The organism is Ruegeria sp. BJ3 (genome assembly GCF_056535665.1).
Genome location: NZ_JBQFIT010000001.1, coordinates 2,598,773 through 2,613,788 on the forward strand (window position 1 = coordinate 2,598,773; position 15,016 = coordinate 2,613,788).

Consider the following 15,016-nt stretch of genomic DNA (forward strand, 5'->3'; position numbering starts at 1 on the left):
CTCCCTCAAATCTCGTCTGCGAAATGTTTCATGACCAGGCGGATCGGGTTCGGGGCCGCCTGCCCCAGACCGCAGATCGAGGCATCGCCCATCACCTGGCACAGGTCCTCCAGCAGGTCGGTGTCCCACTTGTCGGCCTGCATCAGCTTGACTGCCTTCTCGCAGCCCGCCCGGCAGGGCGTACACTGGCCACAGCTTTCGTCTTCGAAGAAGCGCAGCATGTTCAGCGCCGCATCGCGGGCCGTGTCCTGATCGGACAGGACAACCACTGCGGCGGACCCGATGAAGGTGCCGTGCGGTTGCAGAGTGTCGAAGTCCAACGGGATGTCGTCCATCGACGCGGGCAGCAGGCCCGAAGACGGCCCGCCCGGTTGATACGCCTTGAAGACGTGGCCCTCGGCCATGCCCCCGGCGGCATCAATCACGTCCAAAATGGTCGAGCCTGCCGGCAGCAGGTAGACGCCCGGCTTGGCCACCCGGCCCGAAACCGAATAGCTGCGCAGGCCCTTGCGGCCATTCTTTTCGACTGAGCTGAGGATTTCCTGGCCTTCCCGGCAGATCTTCGAGACCCAGTAGAGCGTCTCGACATTGTGCACCAGCGTCGGGCGGCCGAAAACGCCGACCTGCGCCACGAAAGGCGGGCGGTGGCGGGGCAGGCCCTTCTTGCCCTCGATCGACTCGATCATCGCGGATTCTTCACCGCAGATATAGGCACCCGCACCGCGGCGCAGGTCGATATAGCCTTTCTCGACGATCCCGTCCTGTTCCAGCGCCGCGATCTCGCGCCGCAGGATCTCGAGTACCGCCGGGTATTCGTCGCGCATGTAGATGAAGCAGGTCTGTGCCTCGACCGCCCAGGCGGCGATCAGCATGCCTTCGAGGAAAACATGCGGCGTGCACTCCAGGTAATAGCGGTCTTTGAAGGTGCCGGGCTCGCCCTCATCCCCGTTCACGGCCAGATAGCGCGGGCCGTCATTCATGCGGACAAAACCCCATTTCTTGCCCGACGGGAAACCGGCACCGCCGAGGCCCCGCAGGCCCGAGGCCAGAACCTGTTCCTGAACCTCTTCCCAGTCGCCACCTTCGCGCAGTTCTTTCAGTTTGGCGTAACCGCCGCTTTCGACATAGGTCGCAAAGGTCTCATAGTCGGGCAGATGAGCGTGGGTGTCGCCCGCCGCGACGGCGGCCTGCACCTTTTCGGGGGTCGCGTGGTCGATATGGTTATGCCCGATTTCCAGCACCGGCGCGGTGTCGCAGCGCCCCATGCAGGGCGCGCGCAGAACGCGCACCTCGGACGGGTCCAGCCCATCCTCCAGCGCCTTCTTCAGCTGTTGTGCGCCAGCCATTTCACAGGACAGTGAGTCGCAGACGCGGATCGTCAGAGCCGGGGGAGGAGTTTCACCCTCTTTCACCACGTCGAAATGGGCATAGAAAGTCGCGGTCTCGTAGATCTCGGCCTGACCGATCCGCATCTCGACGGCCAACGCGGCGATGTGGTCGGAACTGATATGGCCGTGCGTGTCCTGGATCAGATGCAGAAACTCGATCAGCAGGTCGCGGCGGCGCGGGCGGTCGCCCAGCAGGCGCTGAATCTCGGCCTGCGCCTCGTCCGTGAACTGACGGCCCTTGGGCGTGTGCCGCCCCTTGCCTTTACCTGACTTCCAGACGCCCTTTGGCGCGCCTGATGGCTTGGTATCCAATGGTGCCATGATGCCCTCCGATCGAGCCTCGTCTCTCATCAGAGTAGCATATCGTCAAATCGCAAAAACCAATCGCACGATAACGACAGTTTATCACCGCAAAGACGTCACGACCTGCCGCAATGCCCCAACGGTGGGCAATTCTGGATCCCGCGCCAGCGTCGCCAGACAGATCGGCTTGCTGACCACAGGATCAACCAGAGGCAGGACACGCGTGCCTTTCAAATCGCCGAGCGCCCGTACCAGAACCCGTGGTACGACCGTCGCCGCCAGCCCCTCACGCGCCATGACCATCGAGGCAGTAAACCCGCTGGTTTCGGCCACCACACGCGGATGCAACCCCTGTTCGGCAAATATCCTGTCGAGGATGCGCCTGTTCTGCATCTGAGGCTCCAGCAAACTGAGCGGAAACTCGGCGACCTGCGCCCACGGGATCGGGCCCTTGCCCTGCGTCATATGCTCGGGGATGAGCAAAACATAGGTTTCCTCGTACAAAGGCTGCACATAGCGCAGGTCAGTGCCGATGCTGTCGCCATAGGTGATGCCGGCATCCAGGCTGCCTTCGTCCAGGCGGTGCTGGATTGCCGTGGCCGACATCGTCTCGATCCGCGACAGGATACGCGGATGCGCCTGCTGCAGCCGCTTAACCAAGCGGCCAGTAAACGCGATGGCGGTCGGGATCACGCCCAGGATCAGTGTACCGGTGATCTCGCCCTTGATCGCCTGCACCTCCTGCTCGAGCGCTTTGGCGTCATCCAGTATGCGGCGAGCGCGGCGGACGATCATCTCGCCCTCTTCGGTCAGGCCCTGAAAGCGGTTCGCACGGCGGACGATGGACACGCCAAGCCGATCCTCGAGGTTGCGGATACGCATCGAGAACGCGGGCTGCGAAATACCGCACTCCTCGGCCGCCTTGGCAAAATGGCGGTGACGCGCCAAGGCGCTGAGCAACTGCAGATCGCGGATTTCGAACACGTGCGGGCCTCGGGCGGACAGGAGCGATACCTCAAGATACCGCCAATGCCGGCCCAGAAAAGCTGTTTCGAGATCAAGTGTTGAAGAGGAAGTGCATCACGTCGCCATCCTTGACGACATAGCTTTTGCCTTCTGCACGCATCTTCCCGGCCTCTTTGGCGCCCTGTTCGCCATTGCACGCCACGAAATCATCATAGGCAATTGTCTCGGCGCGGATGAAGCCCTTTTCAAAGTCGCCGTGGATGACACCGGCCGCCTGAGGTGCCGCAGTGCCCCTGCGAATGGTCCAGGCGCGCGCCTCTTTCGGGCCAACCGTGAAATAGGTTTCCAGCTTGAGCAGGTCGTACCCCGCACGAATCAGTCGATCGAGGCCCGGTTCTTCGAGCCCCATCTCTTCGAGGAACATCTGCGCCTCTTCAGGCTCCAGCAGACTGATCTCTTCTTCGATCTTGGCGCTGATGATGACATGGGCATTGCCCTGCGCCGCGGCCATCTCGGCCACACGAGCGGAATATTCATTGCCTTCGGCCGCGTCTTCTTCCGAGACATTGCAGACATACAAGACCGGCTTGGTAGTCAGCAACTGCAGAATCTTCCAGGCTTTTGCATCCTCGTCGGACACCTCGACCAAACGGGCGGGCTTGCCGCTTTCCAGCATCTCTTGCGCGGTGGCCAGCAACCGGTCTTGCTGCTGCGCCTCCTTGTCGTTGCCCTTGAGCTTGCGTACGAGGTTGGCGCGACGCTTTTCGATGCTTTCCAGATCGGCCAGCATCAGTTCGGTCTCGATGGTCTCGGCATCGGCCACCGGATCGACCTTGCCTTCGACATGGGTCACGTCACCATCTTCGAAACAGCGCAATACATGAGCGATGGCATCGGTTTCGCGAATGTTGGCCAGAAACTGGTTCCCCAGCCCCTCACCTTTCGAAGCGCCTTTGACCAGGCCTGCAATATCCACGAACGTCATACGCGTCGGGATGATCTGCTTCGATTTGGCGATCGCAGCCAACTTGTCCAGACGCGCATCGGGAACGGCCACGTCACCCACATTGGGCTCGATCGTGCAGAACGGGAAATTCGCCGCCTGCGCGGCCGCGGTCTTGGTCAACGCGTTGAACAGGGTCGACTTGCCGACATTCGGCAGACCCACGATACCCATTTTAAAGCCCATGACGGCCTCCTGATGCCATTCGCGGGCTGCTTCTATGCGGGTCCGGTGCGATGCGCAAGGCACCCGTGGCAGCTGGCCCTGAGTCCAATCTGCAACATCACGAAAATGTAGGGAAAACGTGTGCTTGTTGACATTGAACACGAGAGAATAGTGTCAAACTTTAACTTTGTAACGAATATCAACAGCGAACATCCCTATGAAAAACCTCCTTTCAAGCGCCGCTTTTCTGGCTTTTTCAACAGCCGCGCAGGCGCAGTCGGTGATTTTCGGCGCCGGCTACGCCGACTATTCGGACAGCAGCTCGATTGACCAGGCGATCTTTTCCCTCGAATACCAGCACCGGCCATTTCACGACGCCACCCGCTTCAGCGCTGCGCTCGGGGCCGCGCTGTCGGTGGACGAGGATGGAAACACACATATCGGCGCCGGGGTGATCGGGATCTATTCCTTTGCCGACAGATGGTTCGTGGAAGGCAGCGTGATGCCGGGTTTCTACAGCGAAGCCAACGAGTTGAACGACCTGGGCGGGAGCTTCGAAATCCGAAGCCTTTTCGGGCTGGGCTATACGTTGAACAACGGCAATGACATATCGCTGGCCGTGACCCACAAATCGAACGCCAGCACGCAAGAGGAAAACCCCGGCGTGAACGCGCTGTTGCTGCGGTATCATCTGAACTTCTGACCCCACCGCTCAGGACGGGATTGATTTTCGGCCAAAGTTTCTGCACATCAGGTCCAAATCTGTATGCAAGGATCGTCCATGACCCGTATCGACGCCAAGTTCGCCGCCCTCAAAGCCGAAGGGAAGAAGGCCTTTGTCGCCTATATCATGGCCGGGGATCCCGACTATGACACCTCGCTTGAGATCGTTCGCGGCCTGCCGGGTGCCGGCGTGGACGTGATCGAACTGGGCCTGCCCTTCACCGACCCGATGGCGGACGGCCCCACCATTCAGGCGGCTGGTCAAAGGGCGCTGGACGGTGGCATGACGCTGCAGCGCACGCTGGATCTGGCCAAGGCATTTCGGGCAACCGATGACACCACCCCGATCGTACTGATGGGCTATTACAACCCGATCTACAGCCGCGGTGTGGACAAGTTCCTGGCCGACGCCAAAGAGGCCGGCATCGACGGCCTGATCGTCGTAGACCTGCCGCCCGAGGAAGATGACGAGCTGTGCTTGCCCGCGCAGGCGGCCGGGCTGAACTTCATCCGGCTGGCAACGCCCACCACAGATGACAAGCGCCTGCCGAGAGTGCTGCAGAACACCTCGGGCTTTGTCTATTATGTCTCGATCACCGGCATCACCGGTGCGGCCGAAGCCGAGGCCACCGATGTCGGCCCCGAGGTCGCGCGCATCAAGGCGGCGACCGATCTTCCGGTGATCGTGGGCTTCGGCATCAACACGCCCGAGAAATCACGCGCCATCGCCAGCGTTGCCGACGGGGCGGTGGTCGGCTCAGCCATCGTCAGCCAAATCGCCGCCGGCAAACCCGTGGCCGAGGTTCTGGATTTCGTGAAATCGCTGTCAGACGGCGCCCACAGCGCCTGAAGCCAAAACCCCAAACGGTCTCAACCGCTGCAGGCCGCACGCCTGCGGCGGTTTTTCTTTGCGCCTTCGTCCCACCTGACCACTTGCGCAACTGGCCGTTGCGCCGCGGTGGAAGAATTGGTAAAGAAACCTAACCAATCTGCAGAAAGGCGCGGCCATGCCTGTCATTACCAATATCGACGACCTCAAACGCATCTATGAACGCCGGGTGCCCCGGATGTTTTATGACTATGCCGAAAGCGGCAGCTGGACCGAGCAGACCTTCCGCAACAACAGCTCGGACTTCCACGACATCCGTCTGCGCCAAAAGGTTGCGGTGGACATGTCCGGCCGCTCGACCGCGTCGCAGATGATTGGACAGGACGTGGCCATGCCGGTGGCCCTCGCGCCCGTGGGTCTGACCGGGATGCAGCATGCGGATGGTGAAATGAAGGCCGCCAAGGCCGCGCTGGATTTCGGCGTGCCCTTCACGCTGTCGACCATGTCGATCAACTCGATTGAGGATGTGGCCGAACATACCGGCGCGCCGTTCTGGTTCCAGCTGTACACCATGAAGGACGAGGACTATGTCCGCCGCCTGATCCAGCGCGCCAAAGATGCCAAATGCTCGGCCCTGGTCATCACCCTTGATCTGCAAATCCTAGGCCAACGGCACAAGGACCTGAAGAACGGCCTATCCGCCCCGCCGAAACTGACCGCCAAAACCATCGCCAACCTGATGACGAAATGGGCCTGGGGCATCGAGATGCTGGGCGCGAAACGACGCGAGTTCGGCAATATCGTGGGCCATGTCGAGGGCATCTCGGACGCCTCGTCCCTGGGCGCGTGGACCGCGGAACAATTCGATCCCAGCCTCGACTGGAAGAAGATCGAGAAACTGATGGAGCAATGGGGCGGCAAGGTGATCCTGAAGGGCATCCTTGACCCCGAAGACGCGAAGATGGCGGCCAAGCTGGGCGCCGACGCCATCGTGGTCTCGAACCATGGCGGGCGGCAACTGGACGGCGCGCTCAGCTCGATCCGGATGCTGCCGCGGATCATGGATGCGGTAGGCGGCGAGGTCGAGGTGCATCTCGACAGCGGTATCCGTTCGGGGCAGGACGTGCTCAAGGCGCTGGCGCTGGGGGCCAAGGGCACCTATATCGGGCGCGCTTTCGTCTACGGGCTAGGCGCGATGGGCCAAAAGGGCGTGACCACCGCGCTGGAAGTGATCCAAAAGGAACTGGACACCACCATGGCCCTATGCGGCGAGCGCAACGTGGCCGATCTGGGGCCGCACAATCTGCTTGTTCCGCATGATTTCTGCGGCCGCTGGCAGGAATGACTCGGAAATCGTTTTTACCCCTTTCCAAATGGCCGGATTCGGTCTAATGACGCCGCTTCACGCGGGGTGACAGCCTTGGAGGCACCCCGCCCCAACATTGGAGATTTATCATGGCTGGTGAGATTCCTGATCTCGTAGCTCTGGAACGGACGGGGACGGGCAAGGGCGCCGCTCGTCAGGCACGCCGCGACGGCATGGTTCCGGGCATCGTATTTGGTGGCGAGAAAGACCCGCTGCCGATCCAGATTCCGTTCAACGAACTGTTCAAGCGCCTGAAGGCAGGCCGCTTCAAGTCGACCCTGTGGAACCTGAAGGTCGAAGGCCACGAAGACGTCCGCGTCATCTGCCGCGACGTTCAGCGTGATGTCGTCAAGGACCTGCCGACCCACCTGGACCTGATGCGTCTGCGTCGCACGACCAAGATCGCCCTGTACATCCCCGTCGAGTTCATCAACGAGGAAGAAGCCCCCGGCATCAAGAAGGGCGGCGTTCTGACCGTTGTCCGTCCCGAGGTCGAGCTGGTCTGCACCGCCGGCGACATCCCCGAAAAGATCACCGTCGATCTGACCGGTCTGGAAATCAACGACGTTGTCACCATCTCGTCGGTTGACCTGCCCAACGGCACCAAACCGACCATCGACCGTGATTTCGTGATTGCGAACATCTCGGCACCGACCGGCCTGGCGTCCAGCGACGACGAAGAAGGCGAAGGTGAAGAGGAAGTCGCAGCCGACGAAGTTGAAGTCGTAGGCAAAGACGAAGAATAAATCCGGAACCTTCGGATTGGAATTTGAAGCGGGGCCTCGTCCAAGGCCCCGTTTTTCTTTGAACGACCGGCTGGCACAGGAAAGGCATCTCGTGCAATTCTGCGCCGGACCGAAACGCACAAGGAATTCGCGATGAAGCTGTTTGTCGGATTGGGCAATCCGGGCGCAAAGTATACCCGCAACCGGCACAATATCGGTTTCATGGCGGTGGATGCCATCGCCAGGGATCATGGCTTTGGGCCATGGCGTTCGAAATTTCAGGGTGAAATATCCGAAGGAATGCTCGGCCGAGAGAAGGTCCTGCTGCTGAAGCCCATGACCTTCATGAACCGTTCGGGCCAATCGGTCGGCGAGGCCATGCGGTTCTTCAAGCTCGGCTCAACCGATGTGACCGTTTTCCATGACGAATTGGACCTTGCACCAGGGAAGGTTCGCGCCAAGGCCGGTGGCGGCCATGCCGGGCATAACGGCCTGCGGTCGATCCACGACCATATCGGTGCCGCGTATGACCGTGTCCGGCTGGGGATCGGCCATCCCGGACGCAAAGAGCTGGTTTCGCCCTATGTTCTGGGCGATTTCGCCAAGGCCGACGCCGACTGGCTGGACGATGTTCTGCAAGGCGTTGCAGACGGGGCGGTTCATCTGGCTGCGGGCGATGCGGCCAAGTTCATGAACGCCGTGGCGTTGCGAACAGCGCCGCCGCGCAGTTCCACCACGGCGCCCAAATCCGAAACCAAGACCTCTCCTACCCCGAAGGCCGAGACGCCAACGCCCGATGACCGCACGGCGATGCAGAAGCTGTTGGACAAGTTCCGATAGCGGCAAAGACCTTCCGCAACGTTGCAATTGCAGAATTGCAGTCATCACGATCCAATGCCGCCAAACGGGAGGAATATCATGAAAACAGGTCTGAAGTGGCTGCTGCGAATTGTCCTGACGCTGGTCTTGGCCGCTGCAGTTGTCGGTTTCTGGAAGCGCGAGGAAATCCAGCGCCTTCTGGCGGTGAACTCTCTGTTTTCCGGAGAAAAGATCGTTCAGAATTTCTCCCACATGGACGCGGCGTTTCTGACTGTCGACCTCCCTCGCGGGAATGGTCCCACTTGGGACCTGCCCTATGGAGCTGAATTCGACCTGCCCGCCGAGACGCAGGACTGGATCGAAGAGCGCGCCGTCACATCGCTGCTGGTGATGCAGGATGGGCAGATCCGGTTCGAGGAGTATTTCCTGGGCACATCGCCAGAGGACCGCCGGATCTCGTGGTCGATGGCCAAAAGCTATTTGTCCGCTCTGTTCGGCATCCTTCTTGAGGAGGGCGCCATAGCCTCGCTGGATGATCCGGTCATCAAATATGCCCCCAAGCTGCAGGGCAGCGCCTATGAAACAGCCACGATCCGCAACGTGCTGAACATGGCCAGCGGTGTGACCTTTGACGAAGATTATCTGGACCCGAAATCCGACATCAACCGGATGGGTCGGGTCGTCGCCCTGGGGGGCGAGTTGGATGACTTTGCGGCCTCGTTGAAGGACAGTTTCGCGGCACCGGGCGAGACCTGGCAGTATGTTTCCATCGATACCCATGTCATTGGAATGGTGATCCGAGGGGCGACGGGTCAAAGCGTCGCCGCGTTGCTGGACGAAAAGATCCTGCAGCACCTCGGTCTTGAGCGGGACGGATACTATATCACCGACGGCGCCGGCGTCGCCTTTGTTCTGGGTGGCTTGAATTTCACGACGCGGGATTACGCCCGCTTTGGCCAAATGATCCTGCAGAACGGCGTGCGCGATGGGCGCCAGATCGTTCCGGCCGACTGGATCAAGGAATCCACCTTGCCAAGCGCGCCGACCGAACCCGGAAAGATCGGCTACGGATATCAGTGGTGGATCCCCGTTGGCGCCCATGACGGTGAGTTTCTGGCACGCGGTGTTTATGGCCAGTACATGTATTTCGACCAGTCGCGCGGCGTGCTGATCGTAGCCACGGGCGCTGATCGGAAGTTCCGCGAGCCCGGTGTTAATGAGCAGAACATCGAAATGTTCCGCAAGATCGCGCAAAGCCTGTAAGGTGGCTGCATGCAAAAGCAGGACAGCATAAATGTTCTGGGCGGCGTGCTGGCTCCGTGTTCACGAAAGCCCCTGACCGGTTTTTTCCGCGACGGGGCCTGCAACACCTGCCCTGAGGATCGCGGCAGCCACACGGTCTGCGCTGTGATGACGGCCGAGTTTCTGGCCTATTCAAAATATGTCGGCAACGACCTGAGCACGCCCCGGCCCGAGTTCGATTTCCCGGGCCTCAAGCCCGGCGACAGCTGGTGCCTGTGTGCCGCACGGTTCATGCAGGCCCATGACGAGGGCTGTGCGCCAAAGGTTCATCTTGAGGCGACTCATCAGCGCGCATTGGAAATCGTGCCGCTGCACGTTCTGACCAGCCACCGCGCAGACTCAGGACAGTGAACCGGGAATGAAAAACCCGGCACGGTTGAAGCGTGCCGGGTCTTGTTCTTTGGGCAGCCCTCAGGTTGCGTCGCGACCCTCGGTATCAGACATGTCGAAGTTCAGATACTTGGCGACTGTTTGCACATCCTTGTCGCCGCGTCCGCACATGTTCATGCAGATGATGTGATCCTTTGGCAGCTCCGGCGCGATCTTCATGACATGCGCCAGCGCGTGGCTGGGTTCGAGCGCAGGGATGATCCCCTCGGTCGCGCAGCACAGCTGGAACGCCTCAAGCGCCTCTTTGTCGGTGACCGAGACATATTGCGCGCGCCCGATATCGTGCAGCCAGGAATGTTCAGGGCCGATGCCCGGATAGTCCAGCCCGGCCGAAATCGAGTACCCCTCGAGGATCTGGCCGTCGTCGTCCTGCAGCAGATAGGTACGGTTGCCGTGCAGAACACCCGGCCGGCCGCCGGTGAGAGAGGCGCAATGCTCCATCTTTTCGTTAACGCCCTTGCCGCCCGCTTCGACGCCGATGATGTTAACCGATTTGTCGTCAAGAAACGGATAGAACAGCCCCATGGCGTTCGAGCCGCCACCGATCGCCGCGATGATCGTGTCCGGCAGGCGACCCTCGGCCTTCATCATCTGTTCCTTGGCTTCCTTGCCGATGATCGACTGGAAGTCGCGCACCATCGCCGGATACGGGTGCGGGCCGGCCACCGTACCGATGCAGTAGAACGTGTCGCGCACATTTGTTACCCAGTCGCGCAGCGCGTCGTTCATCGCGTCCTTCAGGGTGCCGCGGCCCGAGGTCACCGGAATCACCTCTGCCCCCAGCAAGCGCATGCGGAACACGTTGGGCGCCTGCCGCTGGACGTCATGCGCGCCCATGTAGACCACGCATTTCAGACCGAACTTGGCGCAGACGGTCGCTGTAGCGACGCCGTGCTGCCCGGCCCCGGTTTCGGCGATGATCCGGGTCTTTCCCATGCGGCGCGCCAGGATGATCTGGCCCAGCACGTTGTTGATCTTGTGCGCGCCGGTGTGGTTCAACTCGTCGCGCTTCATATAGATCTTGGCGCCGCCCAGATGCTCGGTCAGGCGCTCGGCGTGATACAGTGGCGACGGACGGCCCACATAGTTGGCCCACAGATCATCCATCTCGGCCCAGAAGCTCGGGTCGGTCTTGGCCTTCTCGTATTCCTCCTCCAGCGACAGGATCAACGGCATCAGAGTCTCGCTGACGAACCGCCCGCCGAAAATACCGAAGCGGCCGTTTTCATCCGGGCCGGACATGAAGGAATTGAACAGATCATTGGCCATGGTGGTCTCCATCGTCGTGCCTGTTGTTATTAGGAGGTGCCGGCGGGATTTGCCATCGCAAATCGCACTATTCCGCCGCGGTACTGCCGTTCATCCAGATAGTCAGCGCCTGATCCCGGGTCGGAATGGCGATGCAGGCAAAGTGACGGAAGTGGTAGGTATTGGCCAAACGGGGGGCGGCTTGCATCACCCCTCGGTGCGGGTTCGACTGGGCAAAGGTCAGCATTGCTTCGACGTCGTGCCAAACGCTCAGCGAGAAATACGCGCCCTCATGCAAAAACACCTCGGCATGGAGGCACAAGGGATCGCCCTTGGCTTGGCGCAAGGCCTTGCCCGCACGCCAGAAAAACTCGGGCCCATGGTACCATCGCTTCAGTGAAACCGCGCCAATTGCAGCCAGCATCCCGCATCCTCCCCTTTGAGAAGGATACGCAAGCGCGTTCTGGTCAGATCACCGTGCCGCTTCAATAAATGAGCGGATCAGGCACGGATCCTTGACTCCCGGGGCGCTTTCCACGCCCGATGCCACATCGACCTGCCTTGCACCGGTCATACGGATCGCCTCGGCTACGTTGCCCGGGTTGAGTCCCCCCGACAGCATCCACGGCGTCCGCCAGTATTTACGACCGGCGAGCAGACGCCAGTCAAAAGGCAATCCGTTGCCGCCGGGCAGCTCAGAGTTCTTCGGCGGCTTGGCGTCAACCAACAACTGATCGGCCACGTCCGAGTAGAGGTCTATTGCGGCCAAATCCTCGGCTTCAGCCACTCCAATCGCCTTGATCACCGGCAAGCCGTAGCGTGATTTGACCTCGGCCACGCGCTCGGGGCTTTCGGCACCATGCAGCTGCAGCATATCCAGTGGAACCCCCGCCACGATCTCATCCAACTGCGCGTCGGTGAAGTTTACCGCCAGGGCCACTTTGGCCACGCCGACCGGCACGTCACTGGCCAGCGCCGCTGCCTGGGCAATCGGTGCATAGCGTGGAGACTTGGGAAAGAAATTGAACCCAATGTAACGCGCACCTGCTTCAACAGCTGCGCGCACATGCTCGGGCGCGGTCAGGCCGCAGATTTTAACGTTGATCTCGGCAGACATCGGCTCTCAGCTGGCCTCGTCCAGAAGGGCAAGCACATCGTCCTGACCTTCGTTCTGCTTCTTCTTGAGCTTCTTGACCTCGCGCTCGAGCTTCTTGACCTCGGTCTTTTTGACGGTGGCGTCCTTGCGGTGCTTGTGCTCGCGCAGCCACTCCCACAGAAAGCCGATGACAAGGCCAGCCACGATCCCGCCAAGAACCACAAGAAACAGCGGCAGCGAGGTGGCCAGATTGAAGCCAAGCAGGTCAGACAAGGCGTCCGGCATCAACTGCAACTGCACCATCTGGCGATTGGCCAGCGAGACCGAGACAAGGACGATCCCCAGGACCGCAAGAAAACCGTATCGAATGTAGCGCATCATGAGATCACGCTTTACCGTTCAAACGATCCCTTAGCAACTTGCCGGTCTTGAAAAACGGCACGCACTTTTCTTCGACCTGAACCGTCTCGCCAGTGCGAGGGTTCCGGCCGACGCGCGCATCCCGTTTCTTGACCGAAAACGCTCCGAAGCCCCGCAGTTCGACACGGTCACCGCGCGCCATCGCGTCTGTGACTTCCTCGAATACGGTATTCACGATCCGCTCGACATCACGTTGGTACAGATGTGGATTTTCGTCGGCGATTTTCTGAATCAGTTCTGAACGGATCATGCGTGCTACCCTCCCAGGTCACCGTGTCATCTCGTCTACTGGTTTGGCCAGTATAGGAAAAAACGGTGCCGGGTGGAATGTAAACTCTGTGTGTCCGGGGTGCATTTTCCAAGAAAGCACCGGAAATTCGCGTGTACAAACGCGAATCCGGCAGTTCATGCCTGCACCTATCGCCGAATAACTCGCAAAACCGGAACACATTGATTCGCAAAAGAAACGGCCCCGCTCGGGATGAACGGGGCCGTCTGAGTGTTCAAAACTGCAAGTCTGGCTTAGTCGCCGGACTTCAGCGCTGCGCCAAGAATGTCGCCCAGCGATGCGCCCGAGTCCGACGAACCGTACTGTTGAACGGCCTCTTTCTCTTCGGCGATTTCGCGCGCCTTGATCGACAGGCCCAGACGGCGAGTCTTGCTGTCGACGTTGGTCACGCGGACATCGACCTTGTCACCGACCGAGAAACGCTCGGGGCGCTGTTCGGCACGGTCGCGGCTCAGGTCCGAACGGCGGATGAAGGACTTCATGCCTTCGTACTCCACCTCGATGCCGCCATCTTCGATCGCGGTCACTTCGACGGTGATGACCGAGCCACGCTTCACGCCGCCCACGGCTTCGGCGAACTTGTCACCGCCCAGGGCTTTGATCGACAGCGAGATACGCTCTTTTTCAACATCAACTTCCGAGACGACCGCCTGAACGACGTCGCCCTTGCGGTAGTTCTGGATGGCATCCTCGCCACGCTCGTCCCACGACAGGTCCGACAGGTGAACCATGCCGTCGATGTCACCTTCCAGGCCGATGAACAGACCGAATTCGGTGATGTTCTTGACTTCGCCTTCGACCTGCGTGCCCTCAGGGTGCGTTTCTGCAAACACTTCCCACGGGTTGCGCTGGGTCTGCTTGAGTCCCAGAGACACGCGACGCTTGGCGCCGTCGATTTCCAGAACCATGACGTCGACTTCCTGGCTGGTCGAAACGATCTTGCCGGGGTGGACGTTTTTCTTGGTCCAAGACATCTCGGACACGTGCACCAGACCTTCGACACCGGGCTCCAGCTCGACGAACGCGCCGTAGTCGGTGATGTTGGTGACGCGACCCTTGTGCACCGAACCCAGCGGGTACTTGGCGCCAACCAGATCCCACGGATCTTCCTGCAGCTGCTTCATGCCCAGGCTGATGCGGTGGGTTTCCTTGTTGATCTTGATGACCTGAACCTTGATGGTCTCGCCGATCGTCAGGATCTCGGACGGGTGGTTCACGCGGCGCCATGCCATATCCGTGACGTGCAGCAGGCCGTCAACGCCGCCCAGGTCAACGAATGCACCGTATTCGGTGATGTTCTTGACGACACCCTCGACGGTCTGACCTTCGGACAGGTTGCCGATGACTTCGGCACGCTGTTCGGCACGCGATTCTTCAAGGATTGCACGACGCGAGACAACGATGTTGCCACGGCGGCGGTCCATTTTCAGGATCTGGAACGGCTGCTTCAGACCCATCAGCGGGCCAGCGTCGCGCACGGGGCGAACGTCAACCTGGCTGCCGGGCAGGAACGCAACTGCGCCACCGAGATCCACGGTGAAGCCACCTTTGACGCGACCAAAGATAGCACCTTCGACGCGCTGGTCGTCGGCATATGCTTTTTCCAGACGGTCCCATGCCTCTTCACGGCGGGCCATCTCGCGCGAGATGACGGCTTCGCCACGGGCGTTTTCTGCGGCGCGCAGGTAGACTTCGACCTCGTCGCCAACAGCGATTTCAGGAGCTTCGCCGGGATTTGCGAATTCTTTCAGATCGACACGGCCTTCCATCTTGTAGCCTACGTCGATGATGGCCTGGCCCGCTTCGATCGCGATGACCTTGCCTTTGACAACCGAACCCTCTTCGGGGGTGTCCATTTCGAAGCTTTCGTTCAGGAGGGCTTCGAATTCCTCCATGGATGCGTTAGCCATGTGGCGTTGTTTTCCTTTACATAACGTTTTTGCTGGCCGAGCGGTTGTCTCCGCCGGTCTTGTTTCATGATGTC

16 protein-coding genes are annotated in these 15,016 nt (G+C 60.4%); 7 read left to right on the forward strand and 9 right to left on the reverse strand.

Features of this window, described 5'->3' with window-relative positions:
* Positions 1 to 5: 5 nt before the first annotated feature.
* The 3 genes from ACR3EL_RS13035 to ychF form a co-directional block, all read right to left on the reverse strand.
* Complete coding sequence (locus ACR3EL_RS13035; protein WP_170339915.1) at positions 6 to 1,709, reverse strand: NAD(P)H-dependent oxidoreductase subunit E; 1,704 nt, start codon at positions 1,707 to 1,709, stop codon at positions 6 to 8.
* Positions 1,710 to 1,793: 84 nt separating this feature from the next.
* Complete coding sequence (locus ACR3EL_RS13040; protein WP_093964611.1) at positions 1,794 to 2,675, reverse strand: LysR family transcriptional regulator; 882 nt, start codon at positions 2,673 to 2,675, stop codon at positions 1,794 to 1,796.
* Between the two features lie 73 nt (positions 2,676 to 2,748).
* Positions 2,749 to 3,846 carry a redox-regulated ATPase YchF gene (gene ychF, locus ACR3EL_RS13045; protein WP_170339913.1) on the reverse strand — a complete coding sequence of 366 codons (1,098 nt, stop codon included), beginning with the start codon at positions 3,844 to 3,846 and terminating at the stop codon, positions 2,749 to 2,751.
* Positions 3,847 to 4,042: 196 nt separating this feature from the next.
* Between ychF and ACR3EL_RS13050 the strand changes: the two genes are divergently transcribed.
* The 7 genes from ACR3EL_RS13050 (at position 4,043) to ACR3EL_RS13080 (ending at position 9,940) form a co-directional block, all read left to right on the forward strand.
* Positions 4,043 to 4,528 carry an acyloxyacyl hydrolase gene (locus tag ACR3EL_RS13050; protein ID WP_170339911.1) on the forward strand — a complete coding sequence of 162 codons (486 nt, stop codon included), beginning with the start codon at positions 4,043 to 4,045 and terminating at the stop codon, positions 4,526 to 4,528.
* A gap of 78 nt (positions 4,529 to 4,606) precedes the next feature.
* Positions 4,607 to 5,398, forward strand: a complete 792-nt coding sequence (gene trpA, locus ACR3EL_RS13055) for a tryptophan synthase subunit alpha (protein WP_170339909.1) — start codon at positions 4,607 to 4,609, stop codon at positions 5,396 to 5,398.
* A gap of 157 nt (positions 5,399 to 5,555) precedes the next feature.
* Positions 5,556 to 6,722 (forward strand): alpha-hydroxy acid oxidase, encoded by a 1,167-nt coding sequence (locus tag ACR3EL_RS13060; RefSeq protein WP_170339907.1) that lies wholly within the window; start codon positions 5,556 to 5,558, stop codon positions 6,720 to 6,722.
* A gap of 110 nt (positions 6,723 to 6,832) precedes the next feature.
* Positions 6,833 to 7,489 (forward strand): 50S ribosomal protein L25/general stress protein Ctc, encoded by a 657-nt coding sequence (locus ACR3EL_RS13065; RefSeq protein WP_093964607.1) that lies wholly within the window; start codon positions 6,833 to 6,835, stop codon positions 7,487 to 7,489.
* Between the two features lie 132 nt (positions 7,490 to 7,621).
* Complete coding sequence (gene pth / locus ACR3EL_RS13070) at positions 7,622 to 8,308, forward strand: aminoacyl-tRNA hydrolase (protein WP_480721874.1); 687 nt, start codon at positions 7,622 to 7,624, stop codon at positions 8,306 to 8,308.
* Between the two features lie 78 nt (positions 8,309 to 8,386).
* Positions 8,387 to 9,550 (forward strand): serine hydrolase domain-containing protein, encoded by a 1,164-nt coding sequence (locus ACR3EL_RS13075; protein WP_480721876.1) that lies wholly within the window; start codon positions 8,387 to 8,389, stop codon positions 9,548 to 9,550.
* Positions 9,551 to 9,559: 9 nt separating this feature from the next.
* Entirely contained in the window at positions 9,560 to 9,940 is a 381-nt protein-coding gene (locus ACR3EL_RS13080) for a DUF2237 family protein (protein WP_093964605.1), read from the forward strand.
* Positions 9,941 to 10,000: 60 nt separating this feature from the next.
* On the opposite strand, the gene trpB is transcribed toward ACR3EL_RS13080, so the two are convergent.
* The 6 genes from trpB to rpsA form a co-directional block, all read right to left on the reverse strand.
* Positions 10,001 to 11,248, reverse strand: coding sequence for a tryptophan synthase subunit beta (gene trpB, locus ACR3EL_RS13085; protein WP_170339902.1), 1,248 nt, complete (start codon positions 11,246 to 11,248; stop codon positions 10,001 to 10,003).
* Between the two features lie 67 nt (positions 11,249 to 11,315).
* Positions 11,316 to 11,651, reverse strand: coding sequence for a hypothetical protein (locus ACR3EL_RS13090; protein WP_170339900.1), 336 nt, complete (start codon positions 11,649 to 11,651; stop codon positions 11,316 to 11,318).
* 48 nt (positions 11,652 to 11,699) lie between these two features.
* Positions 11,700 to 12,344, reverse strand: a complete 645-nt coding sequence (locus ACR3EL_RS13095; protein WP_170339898.1) for a phosphoribosylanthranilate isomerase — start codon at positions 12,342 to 12,344, stop codon at positions 11,700 to 11,702.
* Between the two features lie 6 nt (positions 12,345 to 12,350).
* Complete coding sequence (locus ACR3EL_RS13100; protein ID WP_170340535.1) at positions 12,351 to 12,701, reverse strand: lipopolysaccharide assembly protein LapA domain-containing protein; 351 nt, start codon at positions 12,699 to 12,701, stop codon at positions 12,351 to 12,353.
* Between the two features lie 7 nt (positions 12,702 to 12,708).
* Positions 12,709 to 12,993 carry an integration host factor subunit beta gene (gene ihfB, locus ACR3EL_RS13105; protein ID WP_050603110.1) on the reverse strand — a complete coding sequence of 95 codons (285 nt, stop codon included), beginning with the start codon at positions 12,991 to 12,993 and terminating at the stop codon, positions 12,709 to 12,711.
* Positions 12,994 to 13,265: 272 nt separating this feature from the next.
* Positions 13,266 to 14,942, reverse strand: coding sequence for a 30S ribosomal protein S1 (gene rpsA / locus ACR3EL_RS13110; protein WP_093964601.1), 1,677 nt, complete (start codon positions 14,940 to 14,942; stop codon positions 13,266 to 13,268).
* Positions 14,943 to 15,016 lie beyond the last annotated feature (74 nt).

Coding starts and splice junctions, on each gene's coding strand:
- ACR3EL_RS13065 (WP_093964607.1), top strand. CDS start 6,833: ATGGCTGGTGAGATTCCTGATCTCGTAGCTCTGGAACGGACGGGGACG.
- rpsA (WP_093964601.1), bottom strand. CDS start 14,942: ATGGCTAACGCATCCATGGAGGAATTCGAAGCCCTCCTGAACGAAAGC.
- ACR3EL_RS13090 (WP_170339900.1), bottom strand. CDS start 11,651: ATGCTGGCTGCAATTGGCGCGGTTTCACTGAAGCGATGGTACCATGGG.
- ACR3EL_RS13075 (WP_480721876.1), top strand. CDS start 8,387: ATGAAAACAGGTCTGAAGTGGCTGCTGCGAATTGTCCTGACGCTGGTC.
- pth (WP_480721874.1), top strand. CDS start 7,622: ATGAAGCTGTTTGTCGGATTGGGCAATCCGGGCGCAAAGTATACCCGC.
- ihfB (WP_050603110.1), bottom strand. CDS start 12,993: ATGATCCGTTCAGAACTGATTCAGAAAATCGCCGACGAAAATCCACAT.
- trpB (WP_170339902.1), bottom strand. CDS start 11,248: ATGGCCAATGATCTGTTCAATTCCTTCATGTCCGGCCCGGATGAAAAC.
- ACR3EL_RS13095 (WP_170339898.1), bottom strand. CDS start 12,344: ATGTCTGCCGAGATCAACGTTAAAATCTGCGGCCTGACCGCGCCCGAG.
- ychF (WP_170339913.1), bottom strand. CDS start 3,846: ATGGGCTTTAAAATGGGTATCGTGGGTCTGCCGAATGTCGGCAAGTCG.
- ACR3EL_RS13080 (WP_093964605.1), top strand. CDS start 9,560: ATGCAAAAGCAGGACAGCATAAATGTTCTGGGCGGCGTGCTGGCTCCG.
- ACR3EL_RS13100 (WP_170340535.1), bottom strand. CDS start 12,701: ATGCGCTACATTCGATACGGTTTTCTTGCGGTCCTGGGGATCGTCCTT.
- ACR3EL_RS13035 (WP_170339915.1), bottom strand. CDS start 1,709: ATGGCACCATTGGATACCAAGCCATCAGGCGCGCCAAAGGGCGTCTGG.
- trpA (WP_170339909.1), top strand. CDS start 4,607: ATGACCCGTATCGACGCCAAGTTCGCCGCCCTCAAAGCCGAAGGGAAG.
- ACR3EL_RS13050 (WP_170339911.1), top strand. CDS start 4,043: ATGAAAAACCTCCTTTCAAGCGCCGCTTTTCTGGCTTTTTCAACAGCC.
- ACR3EL_RS13060 (WP_170339907.1), top strand. CDS start 5,556: ATGCCTGTCATTACCAATATCGACGACCTCAAACGCATCTATGAACGC.